16 protein-coding genes, 1 tRNA gene, 2 rRNA genes and 1 pseudogene are annotated in these 19,695 nt (G+C 65.4%); 8 read left to right on the top strand and 12 right to left on the bottom strand.

What is annotated here, in order from left to right:
- The first annotated feature begins 139 nt into the window (after positions 1 to 139).
- Positions 140 to 655 carry a DUF4880 domain-containing protein gene (locus DMX06_RS00095; RefSeq protein ID WP_110733331.1) on the top strand — a complete coding sequence of 172 codons (516 nt, stop codon included), beginning with the start codon at positions 140 to 142 and terminating at the stop codon, positions 653 to 655.
- A 223-nt stretch (positions 656 to 878) separates the two neighbouring features.
- Positions 879 to 2,027, top strand: a complete 1,149-nt coding sequence (locus DMX06_RS00090; protein WP_110733329.1) for a M14 family metallopeptidase — start codon at positions 879 to 881, stop codon at positions 2,025 to 2,027.
- A gap of 147 nt (positions 2,028 to 2,174) precedes the next feature.
- Here the strand turns inward: DMX06_RS00090 and DMX06_RS00085 are convergent, their stop codons facing one another.
- The 8 genes and pseudogenes from DMX06_RS00085 to DMX06_RS26040 form a co-directional block, all read right to left on the bottom strand.
- Positions 2,175 to 3,143 (bottom strand): Csu type fimbrial protein, encoded by a 969-nt coding sequence (locus tag DMX06_RS00085; protein WP_110733327.1) that lies wholly within the window; start codon positions 3,141 to 3,143, stop codon positions 2,175 to 2,177.
- Positions 3,140 to 5,397 (bottom strand): annotated as a pseudogene (locus DMX06_RS00080) (fimbria/pilus outer membrane usher protein). The gene DMX06_RS00085 and the pseudogene DMX06_RS00080 overlap by 4 nt, the downstream one beginning before the upstream one ends.
- A gap of 68 nt (positions 5,398 to 5,465) precedes the next feature.
- Positions 5,466 to 6,245, bottom strand: a complete 780-nt coding sequence (locus tag DMX06_RS00075; protein ID WP_110733325.1) for a fimbrial biogenesis chaperone — start codon at positions 6,243 to 6,245, stop codon at positions 5,466 to 5,468.
- 34 nt (positions 6,246 to 6,279) lie between these two features.
- Entirely contained in the window at positions 6,280 to 6,783 is a 504-nt protein-coding gene (locus tag DMX06_RS00070; RefSeq protein ID WP_110733323.1) for a Csu type fimbrial protein, read from the bottom strand.
- 3 nt (positions 6,784 to 6,786) lie between these two features.
- Positions 6,787 to 7,320, bottom strand: a complete 534-nt coding sequence (locus tag DMX06_RS00065) for a Csu type fimbrial protein (RefSeq protein ID WP_050705094.1) — start codon at positions 7,318 to 7,320, stop codon at positions 6,787 to 6,789.
- A gap of 17 nt (positions 7,321 to 7,337) precedes the next feature.
- Positions 7,338 to 7,871, bottom strand: a complete 534-nt coding sequence (locus DMX06_RS00060; protein ID WP_110734027.1) for a Csu type fimbrial protein — start codon at positions 7,869 to 7,871, stop codon at positions 7,338 to 7,340.
- 24 nt (positions 7,872 to 7,895) lie between these two features.
- Positions 7,896 to 8,423: a Csu type fimbrial protein gene (locus tag DMX06_RS00055; protein ID WP_110733321.1), complete on the bottom strand. Its 528-nt coding sequence runs from the start codon at positions 8,421 to 8,423 to the stop codon at positions 7,896 to 7,898.
- Positions 8,424 to 8,492: 69 nt separating this feature from the next.
- A complete protein-coding gene (locus tag DMX06_RS26040; RefSeq protein WP_146232172.1) occupies positions 8,493 to 8,687 on the bottom strand; it encodes a hypothetical protein in 195 nt (64 codons plus the stop codon).
- A gap of 59 nt (positions 8,688 to 8,746) precedes the next feature.
- On the opposite strand from DMX06_RS26040, the gene DMX06_RS00050 reads away from it, so the two are divergent.
- Genes DMX06_RS00050 through DMX06_RS00040 form a run of 3 tightly spaced genes read left to right on the top strand, consistent with a single transcriptional unit; the run spans position 8,747 to position 13,870 of the window.
- A complete protein-coding gene (locus tag DMX06_RS00050; RefSeq protein ID WP_110733319.1) occupies positions 8,747 to 10,996 on the top strand; it encodes an ATP-binding protein in 2,250 nt (749 codons plus the stop codon).
- A 16-nt stretch (positions 10,997 to 11,012) separates the two neighbouring features.
- Positions 11,013 to 11,474, top strand: a complete 462-nt coding sequence (locus tag DMX06_RS00045; protein ID WP_110733317.1) for a response regulator — start codon at positions 11,013 to 11,015, stop codon at positions 11,472 to 11,474.
- Positions 11,475 to 11,485: 11 nt separating this feature from the next.
- Complete coding sequence (locus tag DMX06_RS00040) at positions 11,486 to 13,870, top strand: hybrid sensor histidine kinase/response regulator (protein ID WP_110733315.1); 2,385 nt, start codon at positions 11,486 to 11,488, stop codon at positions 13,868 to 13,870.
- Positions 13,871 to 13,925: 55 nt separating this feature from the next.
- Here the strand turns inward: DMX06_RS00040 and DMX06_RS00035 are convergent.
- Positions 13,926 to 14,000: transfer RNA gene (locus DMX06_RS00035), tRNA-Gln, on the bottom strand.
- A 296-nt stretch (positions 14,001 to 14,296) separates the two neighbouring features.
- Here DMX06_RS00035 and DMX06_RS00030 point away from each other — a divergent pair.
- Positions 14,297 to 14,539, top strand: coding sequence for a hypothetical protein (locus tag DMX06_RS00030; protein ID WP_028692214.1), 243 nt, complete (start codon positions 14,297 to 14,299; stop codon positions 14,537 to 14,539).
- A 100-nt stretch (positions 14,540 to 14,639) separates the two neighbouring features.
- Positions 14,640 to 15,713 carry a cell division protein ZapE gene (gene zapE, locus DMX06_RS00025; protein WP_110733313.1) on the top strand — a complete coding sequence of 358 codons (1,074 nt, stop codon included), beginning with the start codon at positions 14,640 to 14,642 and terminating at the stop codon, positions 15,711 to 15,713.
- Between the two features lie 81 nt (positions 15,714 to 15,794).
- Here zapE and DMX06_RS00020 read toward each other — a convergent pair whose 3' ends face one another.
- Entirely contained in the window at positions 15,795 to 17,684 is a 1,890-nt protein-coding gene (locus tag DMX06_RS00020; RefSeq protein WP_110733312.1) for a propionyl-CoA synthetase, read from the bottom strand.
- 152 nt (positions 17,685 to 17,836) lie between these two features.
- Between DMX06_RS00020 and DMX06_RS00015 the strand changes: the two genes are divergently transcribed.
- Positions 17,837 to 19,144 (top strand): leucine-rich repeat-containing protein kinase family protein, encoded by a 1,308-nt coding sequence (locus DMX06_RS00015; protein WP_110733309.1) that lies wholly within the window; start codon positions 17,837 to 17,839, stop codon positions 19,142 to 19,144.
- 197 nt (positions 19,145 to 19,341) lie between these two features.
- Here DMX06_RS00015 and rrf read toward each other — a convergent pair.
- Positions 19,342 to 19,457: ribosomal RNA gene (gene rrf / locus DMX06_RS00010) — 5S ribosomal RNA — on the bottom strand.
- A gap of 133 nt (positions 19,458 to 19,590) precedes the next feature.
- Positions 19,591 to 19,695: ribosomal RNA gene (locus DMX06_RS00005) — 23S ribosomal RNA — on the bottom strand; the annotation flags it as partial.

The raw sequence follows: 19,695 nt of genomic DNA, 5'->3' as shown, positions 1-19,695 counted from the left end.
CAAAACTGTGTCAGGACGTGAACGCTCATTACAAATCTTTGCGGAATCAGCACTTGAGAATCAATCTCGTTTAGCCTAAGCTGATTTCGCGTCAAGGAAGACGCCCCCACCCCTTTCCTTAATGAGCAAGGAGCCGTCCATGACCCGCCTGCTGTTGCCCCTCGAGCACGACCCGCACACCGCCGAACAGCATGGCGAAGACGCGCTGCTGCACGCGCTCAAGCGCCTGCCGCGCCGGGTCCAGCAAGTCTTCCTGCTCAACCGCCTCGACCAGCAGGGCTTCGCCGCCATCGCCGAACGCCTGGACCTGCCGCTGATCAGCATCGAGCGCCACATGAACCAGGCCCTGCAGACCGCCCGCGCCCCCGGCGACGCGCTGGCCAGCATCGCCGGCCAATGGTACGTGCGCCTGCAGAGCCCGCAGGTGACCGCCAGCGAACGCATCGACTTCCGCCGCTGGCTGGATGCCGACCCCGACCACCTGCGCGCCTTCCACGAAACCGAACTGCGCTGGCGCAGCCTGCTTGCCCCGGCCCGGCAATTGGGCCATGACGGCTGGTACCGACAAGGGCGTGCGGCGTTATCGCTGGGTGGCTGCTCGATTGCCGTCGGGCTTGGTGTTGCCGCCCTCGTGGCGCTGGGACTGCTGGCCTGACACCTCATGCCATGCCGCAACCCCTGTAGGAGCGGCCTTGTGTCGCGAAAGGGGTGCGAAGCGCCCCCAGGATTCGTGGATCAAGCTGATATCGCCGGGGCCGCTATGCGGCCCTTTCGCGACACGAGGCCGCTCCTACACACGTTAATCCCGATCAACATACGCACCCCCGCCACCAAGCGGTGTAGAGTACGGTCACAACAACGCCAACAGGAGGCTGGCAATGACCGTGACGCTCTCCCCGCTGCACATCGACTGCGATTTCGACTCCGGCAACATCCTGGTCCTGGACGCCAGCAACCCTGCGCACGTCCACCTGAACATCCGCCCGGACACCAACAGCGGCCACTTTCAGTGGTTCCACTTCAAGGCCAGTGGCCTGACCCCGGGGCAGGTCCATCGCTTCAGCCTGGACAACGCCCATGAGTCCTCCTACAAGAACGCCTGGGCCGGCTACCACGCCGTGGCCTCCTACGACCAGCAGACCTGGTTCCGCGTGCCCAGCCAGTTCGACGGCAAGGCCTTGAGCTTCGACTTCAAGGCTGAACAGGCGCAGGCCTGGTTCGCCTACTTCGAGCCCTACCCGCGTGCGCGCCACAACCAGCTGATCGAGCGCGCCCGGCAGATCGCCGGCGTCGAGCTGCTGGCCAGCGGGCGCAGCGTGCAGGGGCGCGACATTCCGCTGCTGCGTGCGGGCAGTGGTGCGGCCGGCAAGCGCAAGCTGTGGATCATCGCCCAGCAGCACCCGGGCGAGCACATGGCCGAATGGTTCATGGAAGGCGTGATCGACGCCCTCGAAGCAAACGGCCCGGTCATCCAGCAACTGCTGGCCAAGGCCGACCTGTACCTGATCCCCAACATGAACCCGGACGGCGCCTTCCTCGGCCACCTGCGCACCAACTTTAAGGGCAAGGACCTCAACCGCGCCTGGCAGGACGCCAGCGTCGAACTGAGCCCCGAGGTGTTCTTCGCCCAGAGCCAGATGAAGCTGCATGGCGTGGACGCGTTCATCGACGCCCATGGCGACGAGGAAATCCCCCATGTGTTCACCGCGGCCTGCGAGGGCAACCCCGGCTACACACCGCGCATCGCCAGACTGGAAGAGCAGTTCCGCAGCACCCTGTGCAGCCTGACCCCGGACTTCCAGACCAAATACGGCTACACCCGCGACGAGCCGGGCCAGGCCAACATGACCCTGGCCTGCAATGCCGTGGGCCAGGCCCATGACTGCCTGTCGCTGACCCTGGAGATGCCGTTCAAGGACCACGACGATGCGCCGAATCCGCGCACCGGCTGGTCGGGCGAGCGCTCGAAGGCGCTGGCCGGGGCGGTGCTGGAGACGTTGCTGAAGATGGTCGGCGATCTGCGCTGAGCAACGCGATCCCATTGTGGGAGCAACTGTCTTGCTCAATTTCTAGAATCCGGCGCGCCCCCGGAATCTTTGCATCAACGCTGAGATCCTGGGGGCGCTCCGCGCCCCTTTCGCGACACAAGGCCGCTCCCACAGGTGTAGCGTCACTCAGAACTGCACATCCAGAATCACACTGTCGGTATAGGTCGCCGCCGGCGGTGTGGCCTGGTCGGTGTATACCTTGGCGTTGTAGTTGAACACCTGGCTCCCCGTCCCGGTCCCCGCCCCGGGGTTCACCTCGGCATCGCTGCTCGAGCGCCGCGCCGCGCCCACCGAGCCCCAGCGCACCACGCCGGCACTCTTGAAGATGTCGTAGGCCAGGTAGTTGTTGGCGCTGGACTTCATCCGCCGGCGCCCGCCCGAGACATTCTGCCCGTCATCCAGCCCCACCGTGTAGTTGCTGCCCTTGGTGCACGACACGCTTACGCTCTGGTTCACCGTGCCGAACCCGGCCACCACCGGCGCGCTGGCGAAGCTGATGTTGGGCGTGGTGATCTGGCAATCATTGGTCACCGTGAGGCTGACCAGCAGGGTCTGGTTGCCGCTGCCGATGTCGCGGCCCAGGCAGATGGCACCGATACCGATACCCGAACAGTAGTTCCAGCTCCAGGCGATATTCAGGGTTTCCTGGTACAGCCCGGCGGCGACGTTGGCACCGACCACGGTCTTCAGGTACAACGGCACGGTCTTGGGCGTGGTGCCGTTGAGCAGGCCCAGTGCGTCGATGATGCCATTGCGGGCAAAGTCGAACTGCACGCCCCGGCTGATAGGGTAACTGGTGGTGTTGTTGGCGTAGATCGTATAGGGGATCACATCGCCGGTCGGCCCCACCAGGCCGCTGCTGGAAGAGGTGATGGTGGCATAGAAATGGTCGCTGCTGACCAGCAACGACAACAGCGAACCGGTGCATTGCAGGCCGGCGTTGGTGCTCGAAGCGCTCTGCACCGTGGTGCGCACCAGCGTCGAGTTGACCGACCCGAACGCCGCCGGCGCGGTGGCCACCGCCGAGCACAATGCCCAGGCGGTCCCCGGCAGCGACAGCAGCCCCGCCAGGCAACCGCTGGCCAGCCGGTTCATCGGCACACCAACGGGCCGATCAGCGGGATCGGGCCCTGCCCTTCAGGCAGGTCGAAGGCTACCTGGCACTGGCCGCCATCGGCCTTGTCCACCTGCAGGCGGTTGTGTGGCGCCAGGTTCTCCAGGTAGACCAGCCCATCCCAACCCACCACCGCCTCGCCGCCAGCACACGCTGGAGCGGGAACTCCAGCAAGTAGCCACTGCCACGACGCACCGCCACGCGCTGCTCCACCTGCGGCGCCAGCACATCGGCGGGCAGGTCCATCGGGTCGATCTCGTACTTGCCGCGGTAGTAGCCGCTGCTGTACGGCACCAGCAGGTGGCCGTTGCGGTCGGTGCGGCCGATCTGCTGGTTTTCGTAGCGCACCGGCACGTCAGCGTAGCCGCTGGCGCTGACCACCACGAAAGCGTCGTCGATCCGGTTGGCGGCGAACAAGCCCGCGTCCATCAGCACCAGCGAGCCGCTGGCGTCGGCCCAGCGGGTCATCTCGCCGCTGCTGCCGTAGGCGCCTACCTGCAGCTGCACCGACTGCAGGCGCCAGGTCAGGTCGGCCTGGCGGTAGTCGTCGCGATTGCCGCCAGTGGCGTAGCCCAGGTTGTAGCCCACCCCACCGCCCACCGGCACCGCCTGGCTGTAGTTGACCCGCTGCAGGTCCTGGCCGTCCTTGCTGCGCTCGGCGCTGAAGGCCAGGGTGCCGCGCAGGTCGAAGGGGATCACCAGCTGCGCCTGCACCGCCCACTGGCTATCACCGACCTCGCGGTTGGCCGACAGGTACAGGCTGCTGTTGCGCCACAGCGGCTTGCTCCAGCTCAGGTTGATCAGGCGCGTGCGCGTGCCGTCACCGGCGCGCACGTCGAAGTAGCCGGCGCCGAGGCTGCCGTAGCGGTCCAGGTTGAGGCTCAGTGTGGCCTGCTCGCTGCGCTGGCTCAGACGGGTGAAGGGGCTGTCGACCAGCGACAGGTCGGCGTAGTCGCCGTGGCGCTGCACGCGCTGGTAGTTGAAGCCGATACGCCGGCTGTTGTACTGGTAGCCCAGCGCCACCTGCTGGCCTGTATCGCCTTCGAAGCGGCTCTGGGCAACGGCCGCATTGAGCACGCCGAAGGTGCCCAGGCGCAGGTTGCCGCCCAGGCCGCCGAGCATCATCGACTCGGCGCTCTCGGCATGGGTTTCCAGGGTGAAGTAGTCGGACACCCCGTGACGCAAGGTCGCCGAGGCCACGCCCGGGCCATAGGCGAAATCGCGCACGGCGTAGTCGCGGCGCAGGCTGCCGACGGCCACCGAGAAGTCCGACAGCCCCTTGGCCAGCAGGCTGCTGGTGACATAGAACGGCAAGGTGGTCGACACCTGCCGGCCGAGGGCGTCGGTGGTCACCACCACCGCTTCGCCGGCACCGTTGATGAACGGCACGTTGGTCAGGGTATAGGGGCCGGGCTGCAGCTCGGTGCTGCTGCTCTTGTAGCCGTTGATGAACAGATCCAGCGAGGTCGGCACGGCAGCTTCGCCGGCAAAGGCCGGCAGCGGATAGGTGACCAGGTCGGGACGGGCGCCGAAGTCGCGAGACAGTTGCAGGCCGCCCACGCGCACCGAGGTGGTCCAGGGCAGCGCACCGGTCACCAGGTCGCCTGCCTCATAGGTGAGCAGGCGCTGCTCGTCGGTGTGGCGAAAGGTGGTGTCGTAGCGCAGGAAACCTTGGCGTCCCTGGGCCTGGGCGCCATTGAACGACTGGCGCCACTGCCCGGTGGTGGAGAAGGTGCCCCAGTCGTCGAACAGGCGCAGCTCGTTCCAGGCGGCCAGGTAGCTGCCGCCCTCATCGGTGTCGTTGAGATAGGCGTCGTAGTTGAGCAAGGCGCCGAAGCTGCTGCGGGCGTCGCTGGCCGGGTACAGGTTGCGCTCGCCGACCTGCTGGTCGGGCAGCCAGGCCGGCGGCACCTGCAGCAGCAGGCGCTGGTTCTGGCTGTCGTAGTCGCTGTGCAGGCCGGGGATCTCGTCCAGGGCCACTTCGCCCTGGGGCTGGCCCGGCAGCCTGACGCCCGCCTCGCGCAACACCTCGCTGGCCAGGTACAGGCGCCCGGCGCGCTGCTGCACCGGCACCAGCTCAGCCTTGGCCACCTGGTTCACCAGCAGGTCGAGGTACAGCGTGGCGTCGGCGATGGCGGCATGTTCCGAGGGTGGCGGCGGCAGGTCGTCGGCCACGCCCAGGCCGGGCCCCAGCACCGCCAGGCCCAGCCACAACCGGTGCGTTGCCACCCGCACCCAGCTCACACACGATTTCCAACCATTACCGGGTCCTCCCTGGCCCCTGTGATCCGTTCAAGCGCGGCTCATTGCCCCTGTTTGATGGCCTGTGCCACCTCCTGGCCGTTGACCCGTCCCTTGAGCACGCTGGCCGCGCCCGGCGTGGCCGGTGCCGGCCAACGCATGCTGGCGCCGGGCAGCACGTAGCCGAGCAGCCCCTCGACCAGCGGCCGGTCCTGGCCGGCCTGCTGCAGCACCACATCGGTCAACCGCGCATGCACCGGCCCCGTGTTGCGCAGCTCGACATAGGGCTTGCCCTGCACGCTCACCGCGCGCCAGCTCAACTGCGGCTTGCCCACGCCCTCGGCGCTGCGCTTGCCTTCAGGGTCGGGCTTGCCCCACAGCCCCTCGCCGTAGACGAACAGCGGCACCGAGTAGCGCATCTGCAGGCGGATCGCCGCCTTCGGCCCTTCGCTGGCGGCATCGGCCGGCAGCGGCGAAGGAATCTCGTCGATGATGATGCGGTAGGCCTGTTCCTGGCCTGCGGGCGAGCTGCCGGTGCGGGTCAGGCGGATCAACTGCTTCTGCCCCGGCGGGATATTGGCCACCGGCGGGCTGCCGATGATCTCGCGCTGCGCCTGGAACTGCTCCTGGTACTCGCCCTGGCGCCAGGCGAACACCCGCACCTGCAGGCTGGTCGGCGCCGAGCCACGGTTCTCCAGCCACAGTGCGCCGGCCTTCTGGTCGGCCTCCAGCACCGGGTCGATCGGCCAGATCAGCACCGAAGTGGCCGCCAAGGCCGATGCGCAGCTGGCCAACAGCAGCAGTCCGATGATCCCACGCGCCCGTTTCGCGCCTGCCCCCATGCCCCTCTCCTTCTCGGTTATCCGCGGCGGCCTGTCACCAGGTCACCGTCACTTGCACGACATCGGTGTAGGTCCCGGCCGGCAGGGTGCCGGTCAGGGTGGTACGGCCATAGACCGGCAGCTTGATCGCCGTCGGGTCGCTGTAGCTCACCGCCACGCTGCTGCCGATGCCCAGGCTCTGGCTGAACGCGGCGTCGCGGTACAGCTGGTAGGCCAGCAGCTGTGTCCCCCCCGAACGCTTGAGGTTGCGCATGCCGCTGGCGCTGTTCTGGCCACCGTCCAGGCTCATGCTCAGGGCCACGCCGGGGGTGCACTGGAAAGTCACCGTGCTGCCGCCGAGCGAAGTGCTCAAGGTGGCGGTGGACAGCGCCGAGCTGGTGCCGTAGTCGAGCACGCCATAGGCGGTCACGCCGCCGACCACCAGGCAGCCGGCGACGATCTGCGCCGTCACCTGGAAGGTGCTGGTGGTGACCGCGTGGGCACCCTGGGTCAGCGCCAGGCACAGCCCGACGGCCAGCAGCCGCGCCGTGCCCGGCATGGCTCAGAAACTCAGCTCGACCGCCACCGTGTCGGTGTACACCCCGGCCGGCAGGCCCGCCTTGCCACGGGCCTGGCCGTACAGGTTGACGGTCTGGGCCACGCCGGTGCTGGTCGGCAGGGTGATGGTGCCGTCGATCGCCAGCAACTGAGTGTGCCCGGCGTCGGTGTAGAAGTCGTAGGGCACGAAATTGCCCGCGCCATCGGCCAGTGCCCGGGTCCCGCCGGCGGACTGCGAGTCATGGGTACCGGCACGCACCTTGATCGTCGGCACCGTGCCTGCCGAGCAGAGAATGCTCATGGCCCCGCCACCGCCGCCGAGCACCTGGCCATTGGCGGTGGTGAACAGCGAATCCTGGGTGCCGAAGTTGAGGCTGCCGAAGTTGAGCCCCGAGGTGCCGCCGCTGCCGTTGACCTGGCAGGCGGCGGTCAGCGTCAGGGTCGAGCTGATGGTGCCGGTCACGGTGGCGGCCTGGGCCTGGGCGGCCAGGGCCAGGCCAAGGCCGGCGAAGATGCAGCGGGTGAGGTGCTTGGGCATCGGAATCTCCTTGCGTGTTACCAGTCCAGGGTCACCCTGAGGGTGTCGCGATACAGCCCGGCGGGCAGCGCGTGAGGCTGCGCGACCACCACGCCGTAGATGGGCACAGGCACCTGTTGGGTGCCACTGATGGTGAAGGTACGGGCCTGGCCGATGCCGTAGCGGCTGTTGCCGCCCGGGTCTATGGCCAGTTGGTAGGGAATGAGCTCACGACCGTTGCTCAGGCGGCGAACGCCGTCGCTGCCGTTCTGTCCGCCATTGATGCGTACGCTGAAAGCGCGCACCTGCGGCGAGCAACTGATCTGCAGGCTACCCTCGCCGCCGGCCTCGTCGACCCGGCTGGTCAACGGCCGGTCCCAAGTCGGCCCACGCGCACCGAAATCCATCAGGCCGGGGTTGCCCAGCGTGGCCGGTTGCGGGTCGCTGCTGATCTCGCAGGCGGCGCTGATCACCAGGCGCGCCTGGATGAAGCCGCTGGTGGTGCCGTGGGCCGCGCCACTGGGCAACAGCAGCGGGCCGAGGGTAAGCAGCAAAATCGATCCACGGTGCAACACATCCATGAGCATGAAGCCTCCCTACCAGGTGACCGTGACTTTGAGCAGGTCGGCGTACAGCCCGGCGCGGGGCGCCCAGGCCAGCTTGTCGATCCGTGCGTAGAGGGGCAGCTCCGCCGAACCGCTGTCCGGCACCCGCGCCGATTGCGCCACGTCCACCGCCAGCGGCTGGCGCCAGGCGGCATCACGGTACAGGCGGTAGGGAATCGGTCGGGCCTGGGCATCGGGACTTGCGAGGTAGCGCACTTCGCCGACACCGCCGTGCTGGCCGCCATCGACACGCACCTGGTACGGGGTGTCCGGGTTGCACTCCAGGCGCGGCGGGCGTTGGGCGATCAGCACGCCACTGGCCGGCGCGCCCGGGCCGTCCAGGCGCGCCACGCTGCCCAGGTCGATACGCCCCAGCGCCTGCGGGCCGGCGTCGCGCTGCTGGTTGACCAGCATGCAACCGCGCTGCACGCGCACCTGCACTTCGACGAGAAAATCCGCTGCCATGGCGTTGCCACTCAACCACAGGCCCAACAGCAGGGCCACCAAGCGCTCCGTCACCGGTCGATCCTTGTGCGTATGGGTTGAGCTTGAGCGTAGCAGCGCGATTGGATCCGGGCCGGATAAGGCCTACCCCTCTTTGGCATTAATGAAAATGGCAGGGCTGGGGTTGTGCTTGCCGGTTTGCGTGACCGGGGCTGCCAAGCAGCCCATCGCCGGCAGGCTCCAGAATGAAATTTTCCGGCCTGGAACGAAACCTCGGCGCCCGCCAACTTTCCAAAGTTCAGATTCCGACATGGCGGCCACCATTCTGGTACCGTTCATCCGCAATATCCTGTGCTAACGCATGACTCATGCGTGGACGGAACCTACAGGAGAGTCCCGTGACGACCGACCAGACCCCGCTCGACCAGGCGATCGAGCGCTGCGCCCAGGAGCCGATCCAGGTTCCGGGCAGCATTCAGCCCCAGGGTTTCCTGCTGACTGTCGACGAAAGCACGTTACGCGTGCTGCAGGCCAGCGAGAACGCCGAGCGATGGTTCGGCATACCCGCAGGCGAACTGCTCGGCCAGGCCTTCCCGGACCTGGTCAGCGCTGACTTCGACCTGTGCGACCAGCTGGGCTACCTGCCGCAAGGAGACGTCTTCCCTTTTCATATCGGCGATGTGCGCTTGCGCCAGGACGCACCCAACCAGTCGTTGCTGCGCGTGCTCGCCCATCGGCATGATCAGGTGCTGATTCTCGAATTCGAATCGAGCCATAAGTCCGAAGGCGTTTATCAGGGAGACTACTATCCGCTGGTGCGCGCTTTCGTCAGCACCTTGCATAAAGCCACCAGCGTCGAGGAACTGCTGCAGCATTCGGTGCGGCAGATCAAGCGCATCACCGGCTTCGGACGGGTCAAGGCCTACAGTTTCGATTCCGAGGGCAACGGCACGGTATTGGCCGAAGAGGCCGACCCTGGCTATCCAAGCTATCTGGGGTTGAGTTTCCCTGCGTCCGACATCCCTCGCCAGGCCCGGGAGTTGTACCGGGTCAATCGCATCCGCCTGATCGAGGATGCCGACTATCAGCCCTCTCCCTTGCTGCCGCCGTTGAACCCGATGACCGGCAAGCCGCTGGACATGAGCTTCGCGGCCCTGCGCAGCGTGTCGCCCGTGCATCTGCAATACATGCGTAACATGGGCACCCTGGCCTCCATGTCGCTGTCCATCGTGGTCGACGGTCAGCTATGGGGGCTGGTGTCCTGCCACCACGAGCGCCCCCGGCCGGTGGACTTCCAGACGCGCACCGCATGCGAATTGCTTGCCAGTGTCCTGTCGCTGCAGATCGAGTCGCGCGAATCCCACGACCGCACCCGCACCCTGCTCGAGCTGCGTGAGCGCATCGTACGCATGCTGGCGGCGATGGCCGATCGTGACAGCGTGAGCGAGGGCCTGCTCGACCAGCCCGAGGTGCTGCTGGCCTTCGCCGGGGCCAGTGGCGCGGCCATCATCAGCGCCGAGCGCTGCGACCTGGTCGCAGACACGCCGTCGGCGGCGCAGGTCAACGCCCTGGTGCACTGGCTGGGCCAACGCGGCGAAGAGGTGGTGTTCCATACCGACAACGTGAGTCGTGACATCGAAGCACTGCCGGAGCTCGCCAGCTGTGTCGGCGGAGTACTGGCCGTTGCCATCTCGCAGCTGCACTCGCATTACCTGGTGTGGTTTCGCCCCGAGCAAGCCCGCCTGGTCAACTGGGCTGGACGGCCGGACAAGGCGATCAGCCCCCAGGGACACCTCAATCCACGCCACAGCTTCGAACGCTGGCAGGAGGAAGTGCGTGGTTTCAGCGCCCCCTGGAGTGCCCTCGTCGTCGATGGCGTGCTCGAACTGCGCATGGCCGTGCTGGGCATCGTCCTGCGCAAGGCCGAGGAGCTCGCGCAACTGGCCGGAGAGCTCAAGCGCTCCAACAAGGAACTCGAAGCCTTCTCCTATAGCGTCTCCCACGACCTGCGCGCACCGTTGCGGCACATCGCCGGCTATACCGAGCTGCTGGGCGAGATCGAGGGCGAACACCTGAGCGAACGCGGTCGACGCTTTCTGTCCCACATCGATGAGGCCGCACATTTTGCCGGCTCACTGGTGGACAACCTTCTAAACTTCTCACAAATGGGACGCTCGGCGCTGCGCCTGGCGGACGTCGACCTCAACACCCTGGTCGATACCATCCGCCAGGAGTTCGAGCCCGATTACCAGGAGCGCGAAATCATCTGGATAGTCGCCCCCCTGCCCAAAGTCATCGCGGATCCGGCGTTCATCAACATGGCCCTGCACAATCTCATCGCCAATGCCATCAAGTACAGCCGTGGGCGCCGCCCCGCGCGAATCGAAGTCGGCGCCGTGCAGCACGAACAGGAGACCGAGGTGTACGTGCGCGACAACGGCGTGGGCTTCGACATGGCCTATGCCAACAAGCTGTTCGGTGTGTTCCAGCGCCTGCATCGCATGGAAGAGTTCGAAGGGACCGGCATCGGCCTGGCCAGCGTGCGTCGCATCATCGAGCGCCACGACGGCCGGGTCTGGGCTGAAGGCCAGGTCGGCCAGGGCGCCAGCTTCCATTTCACCCTTCCTCGCCACCAACCGCATTCCTGAGGCGTCTGCACCTATCATGCTCAAACCCATCCTGCTGGTCGAAGATAACCCCAGGGACCTGGAGTTGACCCTCCTGGCACTGGAGCGCAGCCAACTGGCCAATGAGGTCATCGTGCTGCGCGATGGCGCCGAAGCCCTGGACTACCTGTTGCGACGCAACACCTACGCCGAGCGTGACGATGGCAACCCGGCGGTGCTGCTGCTTGATCTGAAGCTGCCCAAGGTGGATGGCCTGGAAGTACTCAAGCAAGTGCGCGATACCGCCGAGTTGCGCAGCATCCCGACGGTCATGCTGACCTCCTCGCGAGAAGAACCCGACCTTTTGCGCGCCTATGAACTGGGCGTCAATGCCTACGTGGTCAAGCCCGTGGAGTTCAAGGAGTTCGTGGCAGCCATCTCCGATCTGGGCGTGTTCTGGGCGGTACTCAACGAACCGCCGCCCGGCTCGCTGCGCCTGAACAGGCGCGGCAACAATTGAGTCAGCTGGCAATGCAAGGCGCACCGCTCAGCCTGCTGCTGGTCGAAGACAGCTCGATGGACGCGGAGCTTACGCTCTTGTGCCTGGAACGCAGCGGGCTGCAGGTCCAGTCACGGCTGGTGTTCGACCATGTCGGCGTCGAGCATGCCCTGCGCGAAGACAACTACGACTTGATCCTGTGCGACTGTGTGCTACCCGGCTCATCGGGCACCGATGTGCTGGCCATTGCCCAGCGCCTGGCACCGGACATACCGTTCATCTTCCTCTCCGGCATCTATGGCGAAGAGCATGCGGTCGAGATGATCCGCCTGGGCGCCACCGACTACGTGCTGAAGAAGAACCTGCCTCTGCTGCCCAAGGCAGTGCACCGGGCCTTGACCGAGGTACACGAGCGCCAGCGTCGGCGTCGCGCCGAAGAAGCACTGGCCGACGTCGAGGCCCGGGCGCGCATCGCCATCGACGCGGCAGGCATGGGTACCTGGGATTTCCGCCCGCAGGAGGACCTGCTCCTGTGGGATGACCGTTGCAAGACGCTGTTCGGCCTTCCCACCGAGACGCAAATGACCCTCGAGGTGTTTTACGCCGGTATCTTCCACGAAGACCTGGCAAGGGTCCGCGAAGCCGTCGAGCAGGCCATGCGCCCGGACAGTGACGGTCTGTACCGCGCAGAGTTCCGTATCGCCCAGCCCAACGGCCTGGAACCTCGCTGGCTGCTTTCCAGCGGCCAGACCCAGTTCGTCGACAACCGATGCGTTCGCTTCTCCGGGGTATTGCAGGATATTCACCAGCAACGCCAGGCCACGCGCGCCCTGGAACAGCTCAACGAAATGCTGGGCGAGCGGGTCGAGCGCCGTACCCGGGAACGCGACCGTGCATGGGAGTTGTCCCAGGACCTGCTGGCAGTACTGAACAAGGATCTGACGCCGGTCACCCTGAACCCGGCCTGGGAAGCCAGCCTGGGCTTCACCCGCGAACGCCTGGGCCAGACTTCGCTGCTGCATCTGGTGCTCGAAAGCGACCAGCAGGCACTGCTCGCAGAACTGGCCGCGTTGTCCTCGGGTAACACCAGCGCCCGCTTCGTCGGGCGTATCCTGCATGCCAATGGCCAACCACGCTGGCTGTCCTGGGTGGTGGTGCCTGATGACAACCTGCTGTATGTGGTCGCCCGGGACATAACCTGCGAACGCGAAGCTACGCTGGAACTGGCCAAGGCCAACGAGAGCCTGCGCGAACAGATTGCCGAACGCGAGCGCATAGAGGCAACGCTGCAACAGATGCAGCGCCTGGAAGCTGTCGGCCAGCTCACCGCAGGCGTGGCGCACGACTTCAACAATCTGCTGACGGTCATTCTCACCGGCGCCAGCTTTCTCCAGCGCGACCTGGACAAAGGCTCACTGGACAAGGCCCTCACCCGCCTTCAACACATCCGCGAAGCCGGTGAGCGCGGAGCCAAGCTGACTGCGCAATTGCTGGCATTCTCCCGCAAGCAGCGACTCGAACCGGTGCCGGTGAACCTCAACCGCACCCTGTCCGGGTTGGAGGAACTGTTGCGACGCACACTGGGCGGCAACATTTCGGTGCGGCTGGACCTGGACACCCGCCTTTGGCAGGCGTTGACCGATCTTACCCAGACCGAAATGATCATCCTCAACCTTGCGATCAATGCCCGTGACGCGATGCCCGACGGCGGTCAACTGACGCTGGCCACCCGCAACGGCCGGATCAGTGCCCGCCCTCGCCGCCCGGAAGACCCGGATCCGGGCGAATACGTGGTGCTGTCGATTCGCGATACCGGCTGCGGCATGAGTGAAGAAGTGCTGGCCAAGGTCTTCGAGCCCTTCTTCACCACCAAGGACATCGGCAAGGGCTCAGGCCTGGGACTGGCCCAGGTGTTCGGCTTCGCCAAGCAGTCAGGCGGCGGCGTGCGCATCGATACCGCGCCGGGGCGCGGCACACAGGTCAGTGTCTACCTGCCCGCGGTGCATCAACCGGAGGCGCCGGCAACCCAGGAACAAAGTACGCAGGCTCTGCCGGCGCGGTCTGCCGGCAGGCGCAGTGTGCTGCTGGTCGATGACGACCATCTGGTACGCGAGATGATGAGCGACGTTCTGCTGCGCCATGGCTATCAGGTGCGTCAGGCGCACAGCAGCGAGCAGGCACTGGCACTGCTGAACGATGAGGTAGAGGTGCTGCTCACCGATTTTGCCATGCCGGAATTCAATGGTGCGCAACTGGCGCTGGCAGCGCGTCAGCGCTTCCCTGACCTGCCCGTGGTCTTCCTGACGGGGTATGCCGAGTTGCAGGGGCTGGAACTGCCCGGCAGCCTGGTGATTCAGAAACCGGTAAGCGAGCATGCTCTTGCCCAGGCACTGGCCGAGCTTCTGGAAAATAGATAGGCAGAAACGAAAAAATCGCCGAAAGGCGATTAGGGAGATGGTTAAAGCTTGAAAATGGCAGGGGCGGCTGGATTCGAACCAACGCATGGCAGGATCAAAACCTGCTGCCTTACCGCTTGGCGACGCCCCTGTATCGGATCTGGCAAGTGACTGATTCACCGCCTCACTGACAACCCCTGGCAGCTCCGTATGTTGCTGCTCGGGAATGGCCGGCACTTTAACAATCTTTTTTCGAGGTGGAAAGCTTTTTTTTAAAAAAATCGCAGAAAAACAGCAGGTTAGTTGTACCGACCCGATTTTGTGGGGTTTCTGCCCGTTAGAGGCCAAGATAACCATTCGTCGCAATTCCCCCGCCTCGCTTCAACACAATCGCGTTCCTCCCTTCCAATCAGATAGACCCCGTCGGCGCATCACAAGGAGGACACCATGCCCGTTTCCCACGACCTCTACCAGGACCTGCACTACCCCCGCGAGATCGTCCAGCAGCGACGCCAGCGTGACCCGCAGCTCGACCGCCTGCTCGACGAGTACATGGACATCGACAACCAGGTGCTGGCCGCCGAGTCGATCTCGGCAGGCAATTTCCAGGATGACGACCTGCGCCACCTCAAGGAACGCCGCCTGGCGATCAAGTACATGATCGAGCGCCAGCTGGAGCACAAGGCCTGACCTATCGCATTTCACGATCCTTGCCCGGCAGATTCTCGATTGGTCAAAATGCCCGGCGTCGCGCAAGCTGCGCCCTGCCCCATCCCGAGGAACCTGCCACTTGCCCACCTGGATTCCCGCACCGTTGCGCCATCTCGGCCGGCGCCTGCGCCACGAACCACCCGCAGACAACGCCCTGCCGGTCTACTTCCGGGACCGAGCAGCAGAACGCGGCTACACCCTGAGTGATGGACAACGCCGGGTGATCGCAGCGATGGCCACGCAACTGGCCGCGCTTGCGGCGGGCCAGGCACGCAGCCTGTACCTGCACGGTGCGGTCGGGCGCGGCAAGAGCTGGCTGCTCGATGGCTTCTTCCAGGCCGTGCCGAACGCGGCCAAGTGTCGCCTGCACTTCCATGACTTCTTTGCCCGCCTGCACCAAGGCATGCATCGCCATCGGGCGCTGGACGATGCCCTGGGCGCGACGCTCGACACACTGCTGGGGGACTGCCAGGTGTTGTGCTTCGACGAGTTCCATGTCCATGACATCGGCGACGCCATGCTGCTCACCCGGCTGTTCGATGCCCTGTTCGCCCGTGGCGTGTTCCTGCTGGTCACCTCCAACTACGCCCCCGAGGGGTTGCTGCCCAACCCGCTGTACCACCAGCGCTTTCTGCCGGTGATCCGCCTGATCAACAGCCGCATGCAGGTGCTGGAAGTGGACGGGGACAGGGACTTTCGCAGCCTGCCGGCAAACCGTGAGCATCAGAGGTTTACCCAGGGGCATTATGTCTGGCCGGGCGATGCGCTGCAGCGCGAGCGCTTGCGGGCACCCGCGCTGCAGCCACTGAAACTGGAGGTCAACCAGCGCCCGTTGCGCGCACTGGCCAGCGAAGGACGCCAGGTCGTGTTCAGTTTCCACGATCTGTGCGAGCAGCCTACCGCGGTGATCGACTACCTGGCCCTGGCCGAGCGCTACGACCACTGGATCATCGAGGGCCTGGACGACCTGGCCGAGTGCTCACTGGCGGCGCAGCAGCGTTTCGTCAACCTGGTGGACGTGCTGTACGACCAGGATCGCCAGGTGACGGTGATCGCCAAGCGGCCACTGGAGCAGAGCCTGGGTGGGTCGCTGGCCGACCTGATGCGTACGCGCAGCCGGCTGGGGCAGTTGCGCCAGGTAGGTCCGACCTGACACGGCGTTGCGACAAACCCACTCCCATACAAAGTACTGTCCCTGCGGATTACGTGGGAGCGGGCTTGCCCCGCGATGACTTCAACTCGCCCTGGGCAGGTCCGACAGTACTCCCTCGACCTCCGCCAGCACCGCCGGATCGTCCAAGGTCGAGGGCGGCACGTAGTCCTGGCCATCGGCGATCTTGCGCAGCACCGCCCGCAGGATCTTGCCCGAGCGGGTCTTGGGCAAACGCTTCACCAGGCGCACCCGGTTGAAGCAGGCCAGCGCACCGATCTGCTCGCGCACGCTGGCCACCAGCTCGCCCTGCAACTGCGCCTCGCCAATGCCCTGGCCGTCCTTGAGCACCACCAGCGCCAACGGCACCTGGCCCTTGATCTCGTCGTGCACGCCGATCACCGCGCACTCGGCCACTGCCGGATGGCGCGCCACCAGGTCTTCCATCTCACCAGTCGACAGCCGATGCCCGGAGACGTTGATCACGTCATCGGTGCGCCCCATGATGTAGACGAAGCCGTCCTCGTCCAGGTAGCCGCCGTCACCGGTGTGGTAATAGCCCGGGTAGCTGTGCAGGTAGGCCTGCAGGTAGCGCTCGTGGTCACCCCACAGCGTCTGGCTGCACCCCGGCGGCAGCGGCAGGGCGATGACGATCGCACCCTGCTGGTTGGGGCCCAGCGGCTTGCCGTCGTCGTCCAGCACCTGCACGTGGTAACCGGGCACCGCGCGGTTGCTCGAGCCCGGCCGTGCCGCGCTGCCATCGAGGCCGACGCAGGGCGCGGTCACCGGCCAGCCGGTCTCCGTCTGCCACCAGTGGTCGTGCACCGGCTTGCCGCTGACCCGTTCCAGCCATTCATGGGTGCTCGAATCGAGCTTCTCCCCGGCCAGGAACAACTGGCGCAGCGAGCCCAGGTCATGGCGGCGGATCAGCTCGCCTTCGGGGTCTTCCTTGCGGATCGCGCGCATGGCGGTGGGCGCGCAGAACAAACCGTTGACCTGGTACTGCTCCACCACCCGCCAATAGGCCGAGGCATCCGGGGTACGGATCGGCTTGCCCTCGTAGAACACCGTGGTGCAGCCACTCATCAGCGGCCCGTAGACGATCAGCGAATGACCGACCACCCAGCCCACGTCGGAAATTCCCCACCACACATCGCCCGCCCGCATGCCGTAGACATGGCGCATGGCGTAGCACAGGGCGACCGCGTTGCCGCCGTTCTCGCGCACGATGCCCTTGGGTTTGCCGGTGGTGCCGGAGGTGTACATGATGTACAGCGGGTCCCCCGCGTCCAGCTCCACCGGCGGCACCGGCTCGGCGCCGACCAGCGCCTGCTGCCAGTCCAGGTCGCGCCCGTCCTGCAGTTCGGCGCGCGCCTGCGGACGCTGCAGCACCAGTACATGCCGCGGCTGATGGCGGGCCGACTGCAGGGCGCGATCGACCAGGGGCTTGTATTCAATCACCCGGTCGAATTCCAGGCCGCAGGATGCCGTCAGCAGCAGTGTCGGCCGGGCATCGTCGATGCGCAGGGCGAGCTCGTTGGCGGCAAAACCGCCGAACACCACCGAGTGCACCGCGCCAATGCGGGCGCAGGCGAGCATGGCCATGGCCGCCTGGGGCACCATTGGCATATAGATGATCACCCCGTCGCCCTTGCCCACGCCCAGAGAGCGCAGCAGCCCGGCCAGGCGCGCCACCTCGTCACGCAGCTGGTGGTAGGTGAAGGTCTGCTGCACGCCGGTCACGGGTGAATCGTAGATCAACGCCAGCTGTTCGCCGCGTCCCTGCTCGATCTGGTGGTCGAGGGCCAGGTGACAGCTGTTGAGGCGCCCATCAGCGAACCAGCGGTGGGTGCCGTCGGCGTTCTGCTGCAGGGTCAGGGTAGGCTTGCGCTGCCAGGCCAGCTGTTCGGCCTGGGCTTGCCAGAAGGTGGCGGGGTCGGTGATGGAATGGGCGTAGCTGTGCTGATAAGTCATTGGTTCGCAACCCGGTACTTGTTGTTATTGAAGGGCGAACCTTGAGTATGGACCGGCGCGGTCCGCCCGCCATCGGACTTAAGTCGCAACCCATATGCAGATTTGCCGCAACTGTCCGCTTACAATGGCCGCTCATCAAGACAGAACAGCCTATGCACACCCTCGACGACCTACGCGCCGGCCGCCTGCGCGGCATCACCCGCCTCAACCTCTGCCAGGACCTGAGCGATTTTCCTCGGGAGATCTTCGACCTGGCCGACAGCCTCGAGGTGCTGGACCTCTCCGGCAACAGGCTGAGCGAACTACCCGAAGACCTGCACCGCCTGACTCGCCTCAAGGTGCTGTTCTGCTCCAACAACCTATTCACCCACTTGCCTCACGCCATTGGCCGTTGCCAGGCCCTCGAGACAGTGGGTTTCAGGAACAACCGCATCGCCCGGGTCGACGCACAGGCGCTGCCGGGCTCGTTGCGCTCGCTGGTGCTGACAGATAACGCACTGGAGCAATTGCCCGAGGCCCTGGGCGATTGCCAGCAGCTACAGAAGCTGATGCTCGCAGGCAACCGGCTCACCTCCCTGCCTGAAGGCCTGGCCAATTGCGTGCGGCTGGAGTTGCTGCGCGTGGCCAGCAATCGCCTGGATACCCTGCCCGACTGGCTGCTGCGCATGCCGCGCCTGGCTTGGCTGGCCTATGCCGACAATCCCCTGCAGCCAGGTTTTGTCGCCCCTTTAACGGAGGAGCATTGCCCCTCCCTTCACTGGAAGGATATCCGCCTGGAGGACGAGCTCGGCCGTGGTGCCTCCGGAGTGATCCACCGTGCGCACTGGAACGGCCAGGAGGCACCGGTGGCGGTGAAGCTGTACAAGGGCGCGATCACCAGCGATGGTTCGCCGCTGGCAGAAATGAGCGCCTGCATCGCCGCTGGTGATCACCCCCAGTTGGTACGCCTGGCCGGGCGCATCGACGACCACCCGCAGCAGCTTCCGGCGCTGGTGATGCAATTGATCGATGCGCACTGGTTGAACCTGGCCGGCCCACCCAGCCTCGATAGCTGCACCCGTGACCGTTACCCCGACACACGAGAACTGACCTTGCCGGCATTGCGACACCTCGTTGCCGGTATTGCCTCGGTCTGCGCCCACCTGCACAGTCGCGGCTTGAACCACGGCGACCTGTACGCCCACAACATCCTGTTCGATGCCAATGGCCAGTGCCTGCTGGGCGACTTCGGCGCCGCCTCGTTCCATCCACAGGATGACAGTCTCCCGGCACGAGCCCTCGAACGCCTGGAAACAAGGGCTTTCGGCATCCTCGTCGAGGAACTGCTGGCGCGCTGCGACAAGCCGGATACCGTGCTAGGGGAGCTGGCCGAACGCTGCCAGCAACCCGATGTACTGGCCCGTCCCTCATTCAACGAACTGGCGACACAACTCGCGCAAAGCCCTGTGCGGTCCTTGTAGGAGCGGCCTTGTGCCGCGAAAGGGCTGCGTAGCAGACCCGGGATTTCAGTGTTGATGCATAGATTGCCGGGGCCGCGTTGCGGCCCTTTCGCGGCACAAGGCCGCTCCCACAGGGGTGGCGGTGTGGCGTTGGTTTTGAAACGCGGAAAAGACAAAACCCCTACCTGCTCGCGCAGATAGGGGTTTTGCGAAATGAATCTTGACGATGACCTACTCTCACATGGGGAAACCCCACACTACCATCGGCGATGCATCGTTTCACTGCTGAGTTCGGGATGGGATCAGGTGGTTCCAATGCTCTATGGTCGTCAAGAAATTCTGTTGCCAGAACATCCAGATGGATACTCCAGCCAATTCGGATATGTGATTTTGTGAAGCTGCGAACTTTCGGTTCTTGCGTCTTCACCACCACAATTTGGCCTCAGCGCAAATTGCTTGGGTGTTATATGGTCAAGCCTCACGGGCAATTAGTATTGGTTAGCTCAACGCCTCACAGCGCTTACACACCCAACCTATCAACGTCGTAGTCTTCGACGGCCCTTCAGGGAGCT

It is taken from the genome of Pseudomonas mosselii (genome assembly GCF_003205295.1).
Classification (GTDB): Bacteria; Pseudomonadota; Gammaproteobacteria; order Pseudomonadales; family Pseudomonadaceae; genus Aquipseudomonas; species Aquipseudomonas mosselii_B.
This window is presented reverse-complemented; position numbering and strand designations above follow the sequence as displayed.

Coding starts and splice junctions, on each gene's coding strand:
- DMX06_RS00020 (WP_110733312.1), bottom strand. CDS start 17,684: ATGACTTATCAGCACAGCTACGCCCATTCCATCACCGACCCCGCCACC.
- DMX06_RS00085 (WP_110733327.1), bottom strand. CDS start 3,143: ATGAACCGGCTGGCCAGCGGTTGCCTGGCGGGGCTGCTGTCGCTGCCG.
- DMX06_RS00030 (WP_028692214.1), top strand. CDS start 14,297: ATGCCCGTTTCCCACGACCTCTACCAGGACCTGCACTACCCCCGCGAG.
- DMX06_RS00015 (WP_110733309.1), top strand. CDS start 17,837: ATGCACACCCTCGACGACCTACGCGCCGGCCGCCTGCGCGGCATCACC.
- DMX06_RS00095 (WP_110733331.1), top strand. CDS start 140: ATGACCCGCCTGCTGTTGCCCCTCGAGCACGACCCGCACACCGCCGAA.
- DMX06_RS00045 (WP_110733317.1), top strand. CDS start 11,013: ATGCTCAAACCCATCCTGCTGGTCGAAGATAACCCCAGGGACCTGGAG.
- DMX06_RS00040 (WP_110733315.1), top strand. CDS start 11,486: ATGCAAGGCGCACCGCTCAGCCTGCTGCTGGTCGAAGACAGCTCGATG.
- DMX06_RS00075 (WP_110733325.1), bottom strand. CDS start 6,245: ATGGGGGCAGGCGCGAAACGGGCGCGTGGGATCATCGGACTGCTGCTG.
- DMX06_RS00090 (WP_110733329.1), top strand. CDS start 879: ATGACCGTGACGCTCTCCCCGCTGCACATCGACTGCGATTTCGACTCC.
- DMX06_RS26040 (WP_146232172.1), bottom strand. CDS start 8,687: ATGAACGGTACCAGAATGGTGGCCGCCATGTCGGAATCTGAACTTTGG.
- DMX06_RS00065 (WP_050705094.1), bottom strand. CDS start 7,320: ATGCCCAAGCACCTCACCCGCTGCATCTTCGCCGGCCTTGGCCTGGCC.
- DMX06_RS00070 (WP_110733323.1), bottom strand. CDS start 6,783: ATGCCGGGCACGGCGCGGCTGCTGGCCGTCGGGCTGTGCCTGGCGCTG.